The organism is Kocuria sediminis, from assembly GCF_009735315.1.
Lineage (GTDB): Bacteria > Actinomycetota > Actinomycetes > Actinomycetales > Micrococcaceae > Kocuria > Kocuria turfanensis.
Genome location: NZ_WOGU01000012.1, coordinates 1 through 18,364 on the forward strand (window position 1 = coordinate 1; position 18,364 = coordinate 18,364).

The 18,364-nt window shown below is 72.9% G+C and carries 14 protein-coding genes; 9 read left to right on the forward strand and 5 right to left on the reverse strand.

Annotated elements, in window-relative coordinates:
- Positions 1-220 precede the first annotated feature (220 nt).
- The 3 genes from GMA12_RS13855 to ppsA all read right to left on the reverse strand — a co-directional run bounded on the left by GMA12_RS13855 (position 221) and on the right by ppsA (position 4,201).
- Complete coding sequence (locus GMA12_RS13855; protein ID WP_156270186.1) at positions 221-523, reverse strand: MBL fold metallo-hydrolase; 303 nt, start codon at positions 521-523, stop codon at positions 221-223.
- A gap of 379 nt (positions 524-902) precedes the next feature.
- The gene (locus GMA12_RS13860) at positions 903-1,727 is read right to left on the reverse strand and encodes a pyruvate, water dikinase regulatory protein (protein ID WP_156270076.1); all 825 of its coding nucleotides are present in this window, start codon (positions 1,725-1,727) and stop codon (positions 903-905) included.
- Between the two features lie 74 nt (positions 1,728-1,801).
- Entirely contained in the window at positions 1,802-4,201 is a 2,400-nt protein-coding gene (ppsA, locus tag GMA12_RS13865; RefSeq protein ID WP_156270077.1) for a phosphoenolpyruvate synthase, read from the reverse strand.
- Positions 4,202-5,082: 881 nt separating this feature from the next.
- On the opposite strand from ppsA, the gene GMA12_RS13870 reads away from it, so the two are divergent.
- From GMA12_RS13870 to GMA12_RS13885, 4 genes are all read left to right on the forward strand, one after another.
- Positions 5,083-6,345, forward strand: a complete 1,263-nt coding sequence (locus GMA12_RS13870) for a M24 family metallopeptidase (RefSeq protein ID WP_156270078.1) — start codon at positions 5,083-5,085, stop codon at positions 6,343-6,345.
- A gap of 124 nt (positions 6,346-6,469) precedes the next feature.
- Positions 6,470-7,246, forward strand: coding sequence for a creatininase (locus tag GMA12_RS13875; protein ID WP_162459877.1), 777 nt, complete (start codon positions 6,470-6,472; stop codon positions 7,244-7,246).
- 7 nt (positions 7,247-7,253) lie between these two features.
- Positions 7,254-9,023, forward strand: coding sequence for a BCCT family transporter (locus GMA12_RS13880; RefSeq protein ID WP_156270079.1), 1,770 nt, complete (start codon positions 7,254-7,256; stop codon positions 9,021-9,023).
- A 154-nt stretch (positions 9,024-9,177) separates the two neighbouring features.
- Positions 9,178-10,008, forward strand: a complete 831-nt coding sequence (locus GMA12_RS13885; RefSeq protein WP_240898848.1) for an IclR family transcriptional regulator — start codon at positions 9,178-9,180, stop codon at positions 10,006-10,008.
- 34 nt (positions 10,009-10,042) lie between these two features.
- Here the strand turns inward: GMA12_RS13885 and GMA12_RS13890 are convergent, their stop codons facing one another.
- Positions 10,043-11,224 (reverse strand): acyl-CoA dehydrogenase family protein, encoded by a 1,182-nt coding sequence (locus GMA12_RS13890; RefSeq protein WP_162459878.1) that lies wholly within the window; start codon positions 11,222-11,224, stop codon positions 10,043-10,045.
- Positions 11,221-11,928: a TetR/AcrR family transcriptional regulator gene (locus GMA12_RS13895; RefSeq protein WP_156270081.1), complete on the reverse strand. Its 708-nt coding sequence runs from the start codon at positions 11,926-11,928 to the stop codon at positions 11,221-11,223. Before GMA12_RS13895 ends, GMA12_RS13890 begins: the two co-directional genes overlap by 4 nt.
- Positions 11,929-12,062: 134 nt before the next feature.
- Between GMA12_RS13895 and GMA12_RS13900 the strand changes: the two genes are divergently transcribed.
- The 5 genes from GMA12_RS13900 to GMA12_RS13920 are packed head-to-tail and all read left to right on the forward strand — an operon-like array spanning position 12,063 to position 18,326.
- Positions 12,063-13,670, forward strand: coding sequence for a carboxyl transferase domain-containing protein (locus GMA12_RS13900; RefSeq protein ID WP_156270082.1), 1,608 nt, complete (start codon positions 12,063-12,065; stop codon positions 13,668-13,670).
- On the forward strand, positions 13,667-15,790 hold the full coding sequence (locus GMA12_RS13905) for an acetyl/propionyl/methylcrotonyl-CoA carboxylase subunit alpha (RefSeq protein ID WP_162459879.1): 2,124 nt from the start codon (positions 13,667-13,669) through the stop codon (positions 15,788-15,790). Before GMA12_RS13900 ends, GMA12_RS13905 begins: the two co-directional genes overlap by 4 nt.
- Entirely contained in the window at positions 15,787-16,947 is a 1,161-nt protein-coding gene (locus GMA12_RS13910) for an acyl-CoA dehydrogenase family protein (protein WP_156270083.1), read from the forward strand. The genes GMA12_RS13905 and GMA12_RS13910 overlap by 4 nt, the downstream gene beginning before the upstream one ends.
- Positions 16,948-16,957: 10 nt before the next feature.
- Positions 16,958-17,446 (forward strand): MaoC family dehydratase, encoded by a 489-nt coding sequence (locus GMA12_RS13915; RefSeq protein WP_370831614.1) that lies wholly within the window; start codon positions 16,958-16,960, stop codon positions 17,444-17,446.
- Positions 17,447-17,504: 58 nt separating this feature from the next.
- A complete protein-coding gene (locus GMA12_RS13920) occupies positions 17,505-18,326 on the forward strand; it encodes an HpcH/HpaI aldolase/citrate lyase family protein (RefSeq protein WP_162459880.1) in 822 nt (273 codons plus the stop codon).
- The last annotated feature ends 38 nt before the right edge of the window (positions 18,327-18,364 follow it).

The window sequence follows — 18,364 nt, forward strand, 5'->3', positions numbered from 1 at the left end:
AGTGCACGCCCTGGATCAGGGACGAGGCGCAGTTGCCGACACCGGCCACGGCCACTCGGATCGGATGGTGGGACACGATTCTCCTTCGTCGTGAGGCCGTACGCGGCCGCCGGGGCGGGGTGCGGCCGACCTCTCGGGGGTGTGGGGTGTGGGGTGAGGGGCGGGTGGGGTGCCGGCGCTCGGCCCGGGTGCCGGAGCGGCTGCGGCGGCACCCGGGGCGTCAGAGGCCGCGGTCGATCCACTCCTGCAGGTGGGGGGCCTCGGCGCCGACCGTGGTGGGCTCCCCGTGGCCGGGGAGGACCTCCGTGGCCGGCGGGAGGGTGAGCAGCCGGGTGCGGATGGACTCGATGATGGTGCCTAAGTCGGAGTAGGACCGGCCGGTGTCCCCCACGGCCGCGGTCACGGCAGCGGCGTCGTGGGCGGGGTCAATGACCACGCACTGCTCGTCGTCGCCGACGATCCACACGTTGTTCTCCACCTGCCACGTGCCTCCGTCGAGGGAAAAGGTCCCGGAGGTCACCAGGCGCTCGACCCGGGCCCGCCCGGTGGAGCCCGCTCCACCGCCCGGAGGGGTGGCCGCCGGTCCCTGCTCCTCACGGCCCGCGCCCGGCACCGGAAGCTGCCCGGACACGCAGCCGGCGCTCATCCTGCTGCCTCGTGGGCCTCTCCGGCCACCGAGGCCGGTGCCGGGGGCGTCTCCGTGCGCCACCTCCGACTTCTGTCCGGGGACACCGCGCGGTCGACTCGGCACATCGCGTCTTCCTCTCTGTCTGGGTGGCGGCCACCGCCACCGGTGGCCGGGGAGCCTCGGCCGGAACATCGGCTCGACTCATCTTTTGCAACATGCATCGCATTACGCAACATCATGGGTGGCGAAAGTCTCCGCGAGAGCACCCCTCCTGTCAAGGGGCGGCGTCGTCGAACTGCATCTGCTGGAGGATCATGGCGGAGATCTCCTCGACGGACATGGAGGCGGAGCTGACGTGCGGGATGCCGTTCAGGACGTACATCTCCTCGGCGTTGCGCAGCTCGTACGAGCACTGTGCGAGGGAGGCGTAGACCGTCGCAGGTCGTCGTTCCTGGCGGACCTGGCTCAACCGCATCGGTGAGGAGGTGAGCCCGAAGCACTTGCCGGCGTAGGGCGCCACGGGTGCGGGCAGGCAGTGCTGCTCGAAGTCCTCGTCCACCAGGGGGAAGTTGGCGGCGCGGATGCCGTGCTGCAGGGCCAGGTACATGCTGGTGGGGGTCTTGCCGCAGCGCGACGGGGCGATGAGGATCAGGTCCGCCCGCTCGAGCGCCCGGACGGACTGCCCGTCGTCGTGCTCCATGGCGTACTCCACCGCCGACATCCGCCTCTGGTAGTGGATGGCGTCGCCCAGACCGTGGGCTCTGCCCGGCTGCAGGCTGGCCGTGGCGTGCAGCGCGGTCTCGAGCTGGGGGATGTGGGTGCCGAACAGGTCCACGAAGAAGCCGCGGCTGCCGGCGAGCACGCCGCGGATGTCCGGGTCGACGACCGTGGAGAACACCACCGGCACCCGCCCGGCGGCGGCCACGGCGTCGATGCGGGCCGCCACCTGCCGGGCACGCTCCACGGTGACGACGAACGGCACGGTGTGGCGCTCGAAGGGCTGGTCCGGGAACTGCGTGATCAGGGTGCTGCCCAGGGTCTCGGCGGTGATGCCGGTGCTGTCCGAGACGAAGAACGCCACGGGGCAGGTGTCGGTCATGTCCTTGCGTGCCTGTCTCTCGTCGTGCGCCCCGACGCCCCGTCCCGGCGCGCGGGGCACCGGGACGGGGCGTCTCAGGTGCTGGGCTGGGGTGCGGTGCGGGCCAGGGAGAGCCAGGTGTCCACGACGGCGTCGGGGTTCAGGGAGACCGAGTCGATGCCCTGCTCCAGCAGCCAGGCGGCCAGGTCGGGGTGGTCGCTGGGGCCCTGCCCGCAGATCCCGACGTACTTGCCCTGCGCCCGGCAGGCGGCGATGGCCAGGCCCAGCAGCTTCTTCACCGCCGGGTCGCGCTCGTCGAAGGAGGAGGCGACCAGGGCGGAGTCGCGGTCCAGGCCCAGGGTGAGCTGGGTGAGGTCGTTGGAGCCGATGGAGAACCCGTCGAAGTGCTCCAGGAACTCCTCGGCCAGCAGCGCGTTGGCCGGCAGCTCGCACATCATGACGATCTCCAGGCCGTCCTCCCCGCGGGCCAGGCCGTTGGCGGCCAGCAGCTCCACCACGCCCTGGGCCTCGGCCACGGTGCGCACGAACGGGACCATGAGCTTGATGTTGGTCAGGCCCATGGCGGTGCGCGCGTGCCGCACCGCCGCGCACTCGAGCTCGAAGGCCGCCCGGAAGGCCGGGGAGAGGTAGCGGGAGGCGCCGCGGAACCCGATCATGGGGTTCTCCTCCTCCGGCTCGAAGCTCGGGCCGCCGAGCAGGTTGGCGTACTCGTTGGACTTGAAGTCCGACAGCCGGATGATCACCGGTTCGGGGGCGAAGGCCGCCGCGATCGTGGCGATGCCCTCGGCCAGGCGCTGCACGTAGTACTCCCGCGGACCGTCGTAGGCGGCGATCCGCTCCCGGATCTGTCCGGCCAGCTCCACCGGCAGGCTCGCCTCGTCGCGCTCCAGGGCCAGCAGGGCCAGGGGGTGGATGCCGATCTGCCGGTTGATGATGAACTCCAGCCGGGCCAGTCCCACCCCGTGGTTCGGCAGCTGGGCGAAGGCGAAGGCCTGCTCGGGAGTGCCGACGTTCATCATGATCTTCAGCGGCGCCTCGGGCATGGATCCCAGGGAGGTCTCCTCCACGGTGTAGTCCAGCAGGCCCTGGTAGACCAGACCCGCCTCGCCCTCGGCGCAGGAGACCGTCACCGGGTCCCCGTCGGCCAGCACCGCCGTGGCGTCCCCGGCCCCGACCACGGCCGGGATGCCCAGCTCCCGGGCGATGATCGCCGCGTGGCAGGTGCGCCCGCCGCGGTCGGTGACGATCGCGGCGGCCTTCTTCATGATCGGCTCCCAGTCCGGGTCCGTCATCGAGGCCACCAGCACGTCCCCGGCCTGGAAGGAGGCCATCTCCTGGTGGGAGGCCAGGACGCGGACCTGTCCGGCGCCGATGCGCTGGCCGATCGCCCGGCCCCGGGTCAGCACCGGGCCGTGGCCCTCGAGCCGGTAGCGGGAGACCACGCCGGCCGCCCGGCGGGAGACGACGGTCTCCGGGCGGGCCTGGAGGATGTAGAGGCGCCCGTCGGTCCCGTCCAGGCCCCACTCGATGTCCATCGGGCGGCCGTAGTGGGCCTCGATGGCCACCGCGTAGCGGGCCAGCTGCTCGACCTGCGCGTCCGTGAGGCTGAAGCGGGCCCGCAGCTCCGCCGGCACGGGCACGAAACCCACCGTCGCCCCCAGGTCCCGGGAGTCCGTGTAGGTCATCTGCAGGGCCTTCTCGCCGAGTCCGCGCTTGAGCACCGCCGGGCGGTGCGCGGCCAGGGCGGGCTTGTGGACGTAGAACTCGTCCGGGTTCACCGCCCCCTGCACCACCGCCTCGCCCAGCCCGTAGGAGGAGGTGAGAAACACCGCGTCGGTGAAGCCGGACTCGGTGTCCATGGTGAACATCACCCCCGAGGCGCCCACGTCGGACCGCACCATCCTCTGCACCCCCACCGACAGTGCGACCTCGGCGTGGGTGAAGCCGTGGTGGACCCGGTAGGCGATCGCCCGGTCGTTGTACAGGGACGCGAAGACGTCCTTGACCGCGGCCAGGACGTTCTCCACCCCCCGCACGTTGAGGTAGGTCTCCTGCTGTCCGGCGAAGGAGGCGTCCGGCAGGTCCTCCGCCGTGGCGCTGGAGCGCACCGCCCAGGACACCTCCACCCCCTCGGGCTGGGCGGCGGAGAGCTCCGCGTACGCGGCGCGGACCGCCTCCTCCAGGGCGGACGGCAGCGGCGCGGACCGGATCAGCGCACGGATCCGGCCGCCGGCGGCGGCTAGGGCGCCCACGTCGCCGGCGTCGAGGCCCTCCAGGACCCCGGCGATCCGCGTCTGGAGCCCCGAGGCCGCCAGGAACTCCCGGAAGGCCGTGGCCGTGGTGGCGAAGCCGCCGGGCACCTGCACCCCGGCGCCGCTCAGACTACGGATCAGCTCCCCCAGGGAGGCGTTCTTGCCCCCCACCTCCGGGAGGTCGGACAGGTCGATCTCGGTGAACGGAAGAACATGGGTCATCGGAATCGTCTCCTGGACGTGCGTTCGAGCGGGCGTCGGTCATGTCGTCGGGGAAAGCCGGACGCAGCGGCGCGTTGAGCGGCACCGGATCCGGCCGTACGGATGAGGATTCTCGCCGTCGGTGGAGATGCCCGGGGCGCGATCGGTGAGCACCTCCGTGTTCCGCGGAAGAAGACGGGCTGACGGCTCGGCGCCCCTGGCGGGGAGCCCGTGGTGGCAGGCGGACAGGTGTACTCGGACCCGGCGGTTCCCTGTGCGGCGACGGCCTGACGGCCGTCACCGTGCGCGAGGGGGATCGCCGCCACAGTGGTGCTCAACTGCCGCGACCGATCTGCTCGATCGAGCGCTCACAGGCGTCGGCAGGGAGCGTCAGGCCCGGTTGCGCGCTCGGCAGCGGGTCCAGGCCCTCCGACGTCCCGGGTCGACCTTGACGCATGGCACCCCCTGCTCGTGCGGTAGCCGACACCTACGTCGTCAACAGATATATCACGCATATACAAGTTCCGGAAGAGTGTTGCAGCCCTCGAGCAGGTGGTCTCTTCGTCGCTGGGCGCGGAAGGGGCTCGATCGGGGTCCGTTCTGTTGCATTGCCTGCAACACCCGTGTCTCTGATTGATGTCCTCGGCTACCGCAATGTCGAAGGATTGCCCGAGTTATTGCCGCAACCCTTGACCGTGGCGGACATCACTTCCTACAGTGAGGCAACTCGGTTGTGATCAGTGCAACACACAGCGACCGGGACGGAATCGACCAGCGGCTACCGGGCGCGCCAGCGCCATCCGCACCATCGTCGAGGCCGGCGGCACCGAAATCGCGGTGCGGCGCCTCCCATGACCCATCCCGGGCATTCCGCGCGGGACCCGCTCCACGAAAGGACGACCATGACCACCTCGCCCACCACCGTTCCCACCGCCTCCTCGGTCGCCGAGCTCGAGCGCCTGAAGATCCTGCACAACGGGCAGAAGGAGCAGCTGACCTTCTCCGACGCCGAGTTCGAGCGCCGCCTCGCCGGCCTGCGGAGGATCATGGCCGACAAGCAGCTCGACGCCGTCGTGCTGACCAGCTACCACGGCATCAAGTACTACTCGGACTTCCTCTACACCACGTTCGGCCGCAACTACGCCCTGGTCGTCACCGCCGACGACTCCGTCACGGTCACCGCCAACATCGACGCCGGCATGCCGTGGCGCACCAGCTACGGCGACAACGTCGTCTACACCGACTGGCAGCGCGACAACTTCTACTTCGCCCTCCAGGAGGTGCTGCGCCGGCGCGGGGTGCAGGCCCGGCGGATCGGCGTGGAGGACGACGCCCTGCCGCTGCTGACCCGCAGGCGCATCCAGGCCGCGTTCGAGGGCGCCGAGCTGACCGACGTCTCCCAGGAGGCGATGCGCCAGCGCATGGTCAAGTCCGCCGAGGAGATCGAGGTCATCAAGCACGGTGCCCGCATCGGCGACCTCGGCGGCGAGGCCATCCGCGCCGCGATCCGTGAGGGCGTCACCGAGTACGAGGTCACGCTCGCCGGCACCGAGGCCATGGTCCACGAGATCGCCCGCACCTTCCCGCACCGCGAGGTCCGCGACACCTGGGTCTGGTTCCAGTCCGGGATCAACACCGACGGCGCCCACAACTGGGCCACCACCCGGAAGCTGCGGCGCGGGGACATCCTGTCCCTGAACTGCTTCCCGATGACCTCCGGGTACTACACCGCTCTGGAGCGCACCCTGTTCCTGGGTGAACCGGACGCCCGCTCGCGCGAGCTGTGGGAGATCAACGTCCAGGTGCACGAGCGCGGCCTCGATCTGATCAAGCCGGGCGCGGTGTGCAAGGACATCGCCGCGGAGCTCAACGAGATCTTCGTCTCCCACGGACTGCTGGCCAACCGCACCTTCGGCTACGGCCACTCCTTCGGGGTGCTCAGCCACTACTACGGTCGTGAGGCGGGCCTGGAGCTGCGCGAGGACATCGACACGGTGCTGGAGCCGGGCATGGTCGTGTCCATGGAGCCGATGATCACGGTGCCCGACGGCGAGCCGGGCGCCGGCGGCTACCGCGAGCACGACATCCTCGTGGTCGGCGAGGACGGGGCCGAGAACATCACCAAGTTCCCGTACGGTCCCGAGCACAACATCGTCTCCGCCTAGGTGGAGCCCGGCGGCGGCGCCGCAGCGCGCCGCCGCCGTCACCGGCGGCATCCGCTGCCACACCGCGCAGCCGCGCCACATCACAGCCGCACCACAGCCGCACCCACGGCACGGAAGGAACACGGTGGTCACCACCCGCTCACTCGAGGACCTCGACGCGCACAGCTACCAGGACTACGTGGCCGGCGGCCAGGGACTGGTGCTCATCCCCACGGGGGCCACGGAGCAGCACGGCCCCCACCTGCCGCTGGGGGTGGACGCGATGCTCTCCCGCGCCGTCTGCGCCGCAGCGGCGGAGGAGCTCGGCGCCCTGGTGGCACCGGCCTTCAGCTACGGCTACAAGTCCCAGCCCCGGTCCGGCGGCGGCAACCACCGGCCCGGCACGGCGAGTCTGTCCGGGCAGGCCCTGGTGCTGCAGACCCAGGACGTCGTGCTGGAGTTCTTCCGCCACGGCATCCGCCGGATCGTGGTGGTCAACGGCCACTACGAGAACTACCAGTTCCTCTACGAAGGACTCGACCTCGCGGTGCGGCAGGCCCGGTCCCTCGGCCTCGACGACAGCCGGGCCATGCTGCTCTCCTACTGGGACTTCGTCGACGAGCAGGCCTTGGAGGCCGTCTTCCCCGACGGCTTCCTCGGCTGGGACGTGGAGCACGGGGGAGTGCTCGAGACCGCGCTGATGCTCCACCTGCACCCCGACAAGGTCGACATGTCCCGGGCGCCCGCCCATCCCCCCGCCGAGCTGACCCCCTACGACATCTTCCCCGAGGACCCGGCCCGTACTCCGAGCTCCGGGTGCCTCTCGTCCCCCACAGGCGCCACCGCAGAACGCGGCGAGCTGCTGCTCTCCACCGTCCGCTCCGGCATCGTCCGGGCGGTCACCAGCGAGTTCGGGAAGTGAGAACGACATGAAGAAGACCGACGTCCCTGCGGGGTCCGCAGCCGAGACCGGGATCGTGCCCCGGTTCCGGGGCCGGCACCTGCCCGCTCTGGACCGGGCCGTCATCACGGTCCTGCCCCCGGTGCTCATCGTCGCCGTGCTGGTGGTGGTCACCGTGAACCCGGGCGGCGCCGCCGAGGCCATCTCCGCGGCGCGCACCTTCGTCACCGGGAACTTCACGTGGCTGTTCGTCGTGTACTCCCTCGTGGCGGTCGCCGTCTGCGCGTGGCTGGCCTTCAGCCGGGTCGGCGGCATCCGCCTCGGGGGCCCGGACGCCCGCCCGGAGCACGGCAAGTTCGCCTGGTACTCGATGCTCTTCGCCTGCGGGCAGGGCATCGGGCTGATCTTCTGGTCCGTGGCCGAGCCCATCCTGCTGCGCGACGACAACCCCGTCGTACCGGCCGGGCAGACCGGCGAGACGGACGGCGCGATGGTCTGGTCCTACTTCCACTGGGGCTTCACCGCCTGGGCGATGTACTGCGTGGTCGCGGTCTGCCTGGCCTACTCCCACCACAACCTCGGCAAGACCCTCACCTTCCGCGAGGCCACCGTGGACATCCTCCCGACGTGGTCCCAGCGCGGCGCGGGCGTGGTGGTGGAGCTGCTGGCCATCATCGCGACCGTGCTGGGCCTGGCCACCTCGTTCGGCTTCGCCGCCCTGCAGTTCAGCTCCGGGCTCGCCTCCTTCACCGGGCTGTCCACCGGCCCCGGGATCTGGTTGCTCGTCATCCTCGGGCTGGCCGGTCTCACCGCGGCCTCCGCGTTCTTCGGCATCAACAAGGGCATGAAGCGGATCAGCGAGGTGAACTCCGTGCTGAGCATCGTGCTGCTCGTGGCCGTGCTCGTCGCCGGCCCCACGATCTTCATCCTCTCGACCGTCACGCAGACGTTCGGGTCCTTCCTCGCCAACTTCCTGGCCATGAGCTTCTGGACCGACGCCGGCGCCGCGGGACAGGGCCTCGCCACCTGGCAGGACAGCTGGAACGGCTGGTGGACCGTGTTCATCTGGTGCTGGGTCATCGCCTTCAGCCCGTTCGTGGCCGGCTTCATCGCCCGCATCTCCCGCGGACGCACCATCCGCGAGTTCGTCATCGGGGTCACCGTCATCCCCTCGCTGATCGTCATGGTCTGGATCGGGATCATCGGCTCGGCCGCCCTGCACTACGACGACCGCAGCGACCGCGGCATCTCCGCGGCGGTCGCGGCGGACACCTCCAGCGGCCTGTTCGTCATGCTCGAGTCCGTTCCCGTCGTCGGCTCGCTGCTGCTCGTGGTGGCCACCGTCCTGGTCGCCACCTACTACGTCACCTCCCTGGACTCCGGCGCGCACGCCCTGGCCGAGTTCGTCGCCGCGCCCCGCCGGGCCGGGCCGTTCTTCCGCGTGGTGCTCGTCGCCAGCATCGCCGCCGTGGCGGTCACGCTGCTCACCCTCGGCGGCACCGCGGTGGTCGACACGGTGCAGACCGGCACCATCATCGGGGCCTTCCCGTTCTCCTTCGTCATCCTCCTGATGATCGCGAACCTCGTGCGCCGGCTGGTGACCCGCACCCCGGAGACCGAGCGCCTGGAACGGGAGGTCAACGACCCCTCGCCGGACGTGCCCGGCACCGACGGCACCTCTGCGGGGGACGGGGAGGAATCCGCGCGGCGCACCGTCGCCGTCGTTCCCGAGCTCAACCCGGAGCCCGCCCCTGAGCCCGCCCCGGAGCCCGCCACGGAGCCGCTCCCGCACCGGTGACGCCCGTGCTCGCCGCGGCCCCTCCGGCGGCCGCGGCGAGCACGTCGACCCTGCCGGCCCGGCGCGTCCGGGGGAGGGAACGCGACCCGCGGTCCCGCCTCCCGGACACGCCGCGCTGGACCCGATGCCCCCGTGGAGCAGAATGAGAAGTCCTATGACGCCACCATCCGAGAACACCTCCGCCGGCGAGGCCCGCGCCGCGTCCGTCGTCTCCCACGCGCTGCGGGTGCTGCGCTGCTTCTCCGTGGACGAACCGCTGCTCGGGGTGACCGAGATCGCGGCCCGTGTGGGGCTGCACAAGAGCACCGTCTCCCGGCTCCTGGCGACCCTGGAGCAGGAGAACGTGGTGGAGCGCGATCCGCAGACGCGCCGCTACCGCCTGGGCCTCGGCCTGATCTCCGTGGCCGGACCGCTGCTGGCCGAGCTGGACGAGCGGCGCGCGGCGTACCCGGTGCTGCTGGAGCTGACCGAGCGGACCGGGGAGACGAGCGCGCTGATGGTCTGGAGCGGCGATCAGGCCGTCTGCGTGGAGCAGATCCCGAGCCCGCGGCAGATCAAGCACACCACGCCGCTGGGCACCAGGTACAACACCGCGCTCAGCGCCTCGGTGCAGCTCTTCCTCGCGGAGCAGCCGCCGGAGCGGGCGCAGGCGCTGCTGCTGTCCGGGATCATCGAGCTGCCCGACCCCACCGAGGCGAGCGTCGGGACCTATCTGGAGTCACTGCGGCAGGTCGCCGAGGAGGGAGTGGCCCTCAACTACGGCAAGACCTCGATGGACGAGGTCGGCGTCGCCGCCGCCGTCCGCGACCACCGGGACCGGACGGTCGCGGCCGTCATGATCGCGGCACCGCGCTACCGGGTCACGCCCGAACAGGCCCAGCTGCTCTCCTCCGCCGCCGTGGCGGCGGCCCGGGAGGTGTCCCAGCGGCTCGGGGCCCCCGCAGGAGCGCGCCGGCCCGGGCAGGCGTCCCTGGGCGTGCGCTGACCCGAACCTGCCCGGCGGCCCGCGGCGGCAGCCCTCACCCGGCGGAGGCCGCGTCCCGCCCGATCGTCTCCCGCAGGATCTCGCTGGTGCCCCCGAAGATCGTCAGCAGCCGGGAGGCGAGGTAGGCCTGGGCCACCGGGTAGTCGAGGATGTAGCCGTAGCCTCCGTGCAGCTGCAGGCACCGGTCCGTGACGGCCTTCGCCCGCTCGCTCGCCCAGTACTTGGCCTTGGAGGCCCCGACGACGTCGAGCGCCCCGGCGTTGAACGCGAGCACGGCCCGCTGGACGTAGGCCTCGGTGACCTCCACCTCGACCGTCAGCTCCGCGACCTCGAACCGGGAGTGCTGGAAGTCCAGCACCCGGGAGCCGAAGGCCGTGCGCTCCCGGGTGTAGTCCAGGGTGGACTCCAGCGTGGCGCGCGCCACGGCGCTCGCGGCCACGGCGACCGCCAGCCGCCCCTGGGGCAGCAGCTGCCGGATCTGGCGCAGCCCGCCGCCCTCGGCGCCGATCAGGTTCGCGCCGGGGACGCGGACGTCCTCGAAGAACAGCTCGGCGGTGTCCGAGGCCCGCACGCCCATCTTGTCCAGCTGCTTGCCGACCGCGTAGCCGGGGGAGTCCGTCTTGTGCACCAGGAAGAGGCTGAAGCCGTCCTCCCCGGCGCGCTCGGCGCGCCCGTCCGTGCGGGCCAGCACCAGGGCGGCGTCCCCGCTGATCCCGTTGCCGATGAAGGTCTTCTGGCCGTTGAGCACCCAGTCCTCGCCGTCGCGCACGGCCCTCGTGCGCACCCCGCGCAGGTCGGACCCGGCGCCCGGCTCGGTCCAGGCCACCGAGGTGACCAGCTCCCCGGTGAGGATCCGCGGCAGCCACCGCGCCTGCTGCTCCGCGGTGCCGTGGGCCAGCAGGTGGGGCAGCACCCAGTCGTCGTTGAGGTGCAGCGCCAGGGCCACGCCGAGGGCTCCGCCGCGGACCAGCTCCTCGTCGAGCACGGCGCGGAACCGGTAGTCGGTCAGGCCCATGCCGCCGTGCTCCTCCGGCACGGCGAGGCCGAGCAGGCCCGCCTCGCCGGCGGCGCGCCACATGCTGCGCGGCATCAGGTGCTCGGCGTCCCACTGCGCGTAGTGGGGGGCGACCTCGCGCGCCACGAACTCGCGGGCGACGTCGCGGAACTCCTCGTGCTCCTCCTCGAAGAAGGGCTGGACGGCCGGGGTGGGGGTCACGGGGTGCCTCCTGTGCTGGTGGGATCCGGGTCGCCGGTGGGGCCTGGGTCGCCGGTGGGCTCCGGGTGGAACGCGGTGCGCAGCGCGGCCCAGGCCATCTCCTCGAGGGCGGCCCGGGCGGCGTCGAGCCGCTCCTGCGGGGTGCGCAGCCGCTGCGCGGCCCGCAGGGAGTGCGGGGTGGAGTTGATCAGCCCGAAGGCGGCCTGGGCGCGCAGAGTGAGGTCGGCGACCTCCCGCGCGGGGGCGAGCTCGCGCAGGGCCTCGACCCACAGGGTCACGTAGCCGCGCTGGAGCACGCGCACCGTGCGGCGGTCCTCGGCCGTGAGGTTGGGCAGCTCCCGGTCCTGCACCACGATCACGGCCGGGCGGTGCAGGGCGAAGTCGACCTGGAAGCGGATCAGGTCCCGCAGCCGCCGCTGCGGGTCGGGGGCGTGCCGGGCCACCTCGCGGCCGCGCTCGAGCAGGTCGTGGCTGACCTCGAGCAGCACCGCGCCCAGCACGGCCTGCTTGCTCGCGAAGTGCCGGTAGACCGCGGGGCCGCTGACGCCCGCGGCCGCGCCGATGTCGTCGATCGAGACCCCGGCGAAGCCCCGCTCGGCGAAGAGCGTGGCGGAGGCGGCGAGCAGGTCCTGCCGGCGCCGGGCCTTCGCCTGTCCGCGCACCGTGGTGGGCGGCGGGCTGGGTCTGTGGTCGGTCTGCGGCATGCGGTCCTTCTTCCGGCGGCGGGGCGGGGCGTTCCTGGACATTTTAGTGAGTCGCCACTAACCTGACGACCAAGTTAGTCAAGACTAACCGAAATGGCAGCCCGGACCGGGGCCGGATCGGGACGGAGGAACGGATGCGCGCGCTGAGCACCCAGGTGGACCCGGGCAGCCCGGACTTCGCCGCCAACGCGGCCGCCCAGCGCCGGCTCGTCGAGGAGCTGGGGGAGCGCCTGGACCGGGTGGCGCAGGGCGGGCCGGCGGCCTCGCGGGAGCGGCACGTGGGCCACGGCAAGCTGCTGCCCCGCGAGCGGGTGGACCACCTGCTCGACCCCGGCAGCCCGTTCCTGGAGGTCGGCGCCCTGGCGGCCGAGGGGATGTACGGCGACGAGTGCCCCGCGGCCGGGCTGATCGCCGGCATCGGGCTCGTGCACGGCCGGCAGGTGATGGTGGTGTGCAACGACGCCACGGTCAAGGGCGGCACGTACTACCCCATGACGGTCAAGAAGCACCTGCGCGCCCAGGAGATCGCCCTCGAGAACCGGCTGCCCTGCGTCTACCTCGTGGACTCCGGCGGGGCGTTCCTGCCGATGCAGGACGAGGTCTTCCCGGACCGCGAGCACTTCGGGCGGATCTTCTACAACCAGGCGAACCTCTCGGCCGCGGGCGTCGCCCAGATCGCCGCGGTGCTCGGCTCGTGCACGGCCGGTGGCGCCTACGTGCCGGCGATGAGCGACGAGACCGTGATCGTGCGCGGACAGGGCACGATCTTCCTCGGCGGCCCGCCGCTGGTGAAGGCCGCCACCGGCGAGGAGGTCACCGCGGAGGAGCTGGGCGGCGGCGAGCTGCACGCGGCCGTCTCCGGGGTGGTCGACCACCTCGCGGAGAACGACGAGCACGCCCTGGAGATCGTCCGCGACATCGTCGCGACCCTGCCCCCGCCCGCCCCCCGCGCCTGGCCGGTCCGGCCGGCGGAGCCCCCGGCCGTGGCCGAGGACGAGCTGGCCGGGGCGGTCCCGGTGGACCCCAACGCCGGCTACGACGTGCACGAGGTGATCGCCCGGCTCGTGGACGGGTCCCGCTTCGCCGAGTTCAAGGCGGAGTACGGCACCACGCTCGTCACCGGCTTCGCCCACCTGCACGGCCACCCGGTGGGCGTCGTGGCCAACAACGGGGTGCTCTTCGCCGAGTCGGCCATGAAGGGCGCCCACTTCGTCGAGCTGTGCGACCAGCGCGGGATCCCGCTGCTGTTCCTGCAGAACATCACCGGCTTCATGGTGGGCCGCGACTACGAGGCCGGCGGGATCGCCAAGCACGGCGCCAAGATGGTCACCGCCGTGGCCACCACCCGGGTCCCGAAGCTCACCGTGGTGATCGGCGGGTCCTTCGGGGCCGGCAACTACTCCATGTGCGGGCGCGCCTACTCCCCGCGGTTCCTGTTCCTGTGGCCGCAGGCGCGGATCTCGGTGATGGGCGGGACCCAGGCCGCCTCGGTGCTGGCCACCGTCAAGGCCGACCAGCTGGCCGCCCGCGGGCAGGAGTGGGATGCTGCCGAGCGCGAGGCGTTCATGGCGCCCATCCGCCGGCAGTACGAGGAGCAGGGCAACCCCTGGTACTCCACCGCCCGGCTGTGGGACGACGGCGTGATCGCCCCCTCCGACACCCGCGAGGTGCTCGGGCTGGCCCTCGAGGTCTGCTCCCGCGCCCCGCTGCCCGAGACCGGCTTCGGCCTCTTCAGGATGTGAACCCCGTGACTCCCAGCACGCCCCCGCGCCGCTTCGACGTCGTCCTCGTCGCCAACCGCGGCGAGATCGCCCGCCGGATCCTGCGCACCCTCAAGGCGCTGGGCATCCGCTCGGTCGCGATCTACAGCGAGGCCGACCGCGACGCGGTGCACGTGCGCGAGGCCGACGTGGCCGTGTGCGTGGGCCCGCCCGCCCCCGCGCAGAGCTACCTGCGCATCGACGCCGTGGTCGAGGCCGCCCTCGCCACCGGGGCGCAGGCGGTCCACCCCGGCTACGGGTTCCTCTCCGAGAACGCGGACCTGGCCCGCGCGTGCGCCGCGGCCGGCATCGCCTTCGTCGGCCCCGGCGCCGAGGCCCTGGAGATCATGGGGGACAAGATCCGCGCCAAGCGCCACGTGGCCGCCGCCGGAGTGCCCACCGTGGCCGGGGTCTCGGACCCGGGCCTCGACGACGACGCCCTGGTGGCCGCCGCCGCCGGCATGGACTACCCGCTGCTGATCAAGCCCTCGGCCGGGGGCGGCGGCAAGGGCATGCACGTGGTCGAGGCCCCCGAGCGGCTGCCCGAGGCCCTCGCCACGGCCCGCCGGGTCGCGGCCGCCGCCTTCGGGGACGACACCCTGTTCCTGGAGCGGCTCATCGAGTCCCCCCGGCACATCGAGGTCCAGGTCCTCGCCGACACGCACGGGACCGTGGTGCACCTGGGCGAGCGCGAGTGCTCGCTGCAGCGCCGGCACCAGAAGGTGATCGAGGAGGCGCCCTCGCCGCTGCTGGACCCCGCCACCCGGGAGCGGATCGGGCAGGCCGCCTGCCAGGTGGCCCGCTCGGTGGGCTACGCGGGCGCCGGGACCGTGGAGTTCCTCGTGGCCGCGGACCGGCCGGAGGAGTTCTTCTTCATGGAGATGAACACCCGCCTGCAGGTCGAGCACCCGGTGACCGAGCTGATCACCGGCGTGGACCTCGTGGCGCACCAGCTCCGCGTCGCCGCGGGGGAGCCCCTGGCCCTGGCCCAGGAGGACGTGGTGCTCACCGGCCACGCGGTGGAGGCGCGGGTCTACGCCGAGGACCCCGCGCGCGGCTTCCTGCCCACCGCCGGCACCGTGCTGGCGCTCGAGGAGCCCACCGGCCCCGGGATCCGCGTGGACTCCTCGCTGGCCGAGGGCCTCACGGTGGGCTCCGACTACGACCCCATGCTGGCCAAGGTGATCGCCTGGGGCGAGGACCGCGAACAGGCCCTGGACCGGCTGGACTCCGCCCTGGCGGACACCGTGGTGCTCGGGGTGGGCACCAACACCGAGTACCTGCGCGCCCTGCTCGCCGATCCCGCCGTGCGCGCCGGGGAGCTGGACACCACCCTCATCGAGCGGCGCCTGCCGGAGCTGGAGTTCGCCACCCCGGACGAGACCCACTTCGCCGCCGCGGCAGCCTTCCTGCACGCCCGGGCCGCCGCGCCCGGCCCCATGACCGGCCCCGGGCCCGCCCCCGGGCCCGGCTCCGGGCCCTGGGCCCGCGCCGAGGGCTGGCGGCCCACCGGCCGGGCCCGGCCGGCCGTGGAGCTCGCCCACGGGCTGGAGCAGCCCCGCCGCACCGTCGTCGACGACGGCGTGCGGCTGGTGCCCCTGCCCGGCCGGGCGGCCGCGCACCTGCTGGAGGCCGGCGGGACGGCCCGCGTCGTCCACGTCGCGGCCGGGCCGGGCAGCGTCTGGGTGGGCGAGGACGGGTTCGCCGTCGAGCTCCACGTGCTGACCCGCGAGGAGCGGCTGGAGCGGGCGCTCGCGGCCCTGGAGCGCACGGCGGGGCCCGCCGCGCCCGAGCTGCACTCGCCCATGCCCGGCACCGTCGTCGCGGTCCCCGCGGCGGCGGGGGAGCGGGTCGCGGAGGGGCAGACCGTGGTGGTCGTCGAGGCCATGAAGATGGAGCACCGGCTGACCGCCCCCACCGCCGGGACCGTGGAGCTGTCCGTGCGGGCCGGGGAGCGGGTCACGCTGCACCAGCTGCTCGCCCGCGTGGTGCCCGACGCCCCCGCCGACATCCCCGTCACCGCACCCGGCACCGATCCGGCGGCGCCCGGGCCCGGGACCCCGCCGGCCACCGATCCGACCAGTCAGGAGCACAGCGCATGAATTTCGAGCTCGACGAGGAGTACCAGGACCTCTCCGACACCGTCCGGGAGTTCGCCGACGAGGTGATCGCCCCCGTCTCGGCCCGCTACGACCGGGACCACGAGTTCCCCTACGAGATCGTGGCGCAGATGGGCGAGCTGGGGCTGTTCGGCCTGCCCTTCCCCGAGGAGTACGGCGGGATGGGCGGGGACTACTTCGCCCTGTGCCTGGCGCTCGAGCAGATCGCCCGGGTCGACCAGTCCGTGGCCATCACCCTCGAGGCCGGGGTGTCGCTGGGTGCCATGCCGATCTTCCGCTTCGGCACCGAGGAGCAGAAGCAGCAGTGGCTGCCCGACCTGGCCACGGGCCGGGCGCTCGCCGGCTTCGGGCTCACCGAGCCGGGGGGCGGCTCCGACGCCGGGGGCACCCGCACCACCGCGCGGCGGGAGGACGGGCAGTGGGTGGTCGACGGCGCCAAGGAGTTCATCACCAACTCCGGCACGGACATCACCCGCCTGGTCAACGTCACCGCGGTCACCGGCACCACGGAGCTGCCGGACGGGCGGGTCAGGAAGGACATCTCCACGATCATCGTCCCCACGGACACCCCCGGCTTCCGGGCCGAGAAGGCCTACGACAAGGTCGGCTGGAACGCCTCGGACACCCACCCGCTGTCCCTGCAGGACGTCCGCGTCCCGGAGGACCACCTCCTGGGCGAGGAGGGGCGCGGCTACGCCAACTTCCTGTCCATCCTCGACGAGGGCCGCATCGCCATCGCGGCCCTGGCCACCGGCGCGGCCCAGGGCTGCGTCGAGGAGTCGGTGCGCTACGCGGGCGAGCGCACCTCCTTCGGCCGGCCCATCGGGGAGAACCAGGCGATCTCCTTCAAGATCGCCCGCATGCAGGCCCGCGCGCACACCGCCCGCCTGGCCTACTACGACGCCGCGTCCCGGATGCTCGCCGGCCGGCCGTTCAAGACGCAGGCCGCGATCGCCAAGCTCGTGGCCGGGGAGGCCGCGATGGACAACGCCCGGGACGCCACGCAGGTCTTCGGCGGCTACGGGTTCATCAACGAGACCCGGGTGGCCCGCCACTACCGCGACTCCAAGATCCTCGAGGTCGGCGAGGGCACCACCGAGGTGCAGCTGATGCTCGTCGCCCGCGAGCTGGGACTGTGAGGGGGCGGCCGTGAGCGCAGCGCGCAAGGTGGTCCGCCAGCGCGGGCTGTGGTTCGAGGAGTTCGAGGAGGGCACCGTCTACGAGCACGCCCCGGGCCGCACGGTGACCGAGGCCGACAACGTCCTGTTCACCACCCTCACCATGAACACCCAGTCCCTGCACCTCGACGCCGCGTGGGCCGGGCGCCAGCCCTTCGGGCAGCGGCTGGTGAACTCGATGTTCACGCTCTCCACCCTCGTGGGCGCCTCCGTGGCGCAGCTGACCCAGGGCACCATCGTCGCCAATCTCGGCTTCGAGGAGGTGCGGTTCCCGCACCCGCTGCACCACGGGGACACCCTGTACTCGTCCTCCGAGATCCTCGGCACCCGCCCGTCCTCCTCCCGGCCCGGGCAGGGGATCGTGCGGATCAAGCACGTCGGGCGCAACCAGGACGGCGTGGTGGTCGCCGAGTGCACCCGCTCCGTGCTCGTGTGGTCCCGCGACGCCGCCCCGCAGTGACCCCGGTGCCCGAGCCCCGTCCCGCGCCCGCCGCGCCACCCGACCGAAGGAGCCGCCCGTGACCGACGACCCCGCCCTCGGCCCGGCCCTGCTGTTCTGCCCGGCCGACCGCCCGGACCGCTACGCCAAGGCCGCCGCGCGGGCCGACACCGTGATCCTCGACCTCGAGGACGCCGTGGCCGGGCCGGACAAGCCCGCCGCCCGGGACGCCCTCGTGGCCACGCCCCTGGACCCGGCCCGCACCGTCGTGCGGGTCAACGCCCAGGACACCGAGGACTTCGCCCACGACCTCGTCGCCCTGCGGCACACCGCCTACACCACCGTGATGCTGCCCAAGGCCGCCTCCGCCGAACGGCTCGCCGTCGCCGCGGAGCTGGGCCTGGACCGCGTGATCGCCCTGTGCGAGACCGCCCGGGGCGTCGTGCACGCGGCCGGGATCGCCCGCGCCCCCAACGTGGTGGCGCTGATGTGGGGCGCCGAGGACCTGGTCGCCTCCCTGGGCGGCAGCTCGTCCCGCCGCCCGGACGGGGCCTACCGGGACGTCGCCCGGCACGCCCGCTCCGCGGTGCTGCTGGCCGCCGGCGCCGCCGGCAAGCCCGCGATCGACGCCGTGCACGTCGAGATCGCCGACCTCGACGGGCTGCGCGAGGAGGCCCTCGACGCCGTCGCCTCGGGCTTCGCGGCCACCGCCTGCATCCACCCCGGCCAGGTGGAGACCGTCCGCGCCGCCTACCGCCCCGCCGAGGAGGAGGTCGCCGCCGCCCGGGAGCTGCTCGCGGCCGCCCGGGACGCCGCCGGCGTCTTCACGTTCCGCGGCCGGATGGTCGACGAGCCCCTGCTCCGCCACGCCGAGCGGCTCGTGCGCCGCGCCGGCGGCTGAGCCCCGAGCCCGTGTCCCGCCCACCCCGTCCGGAGGAG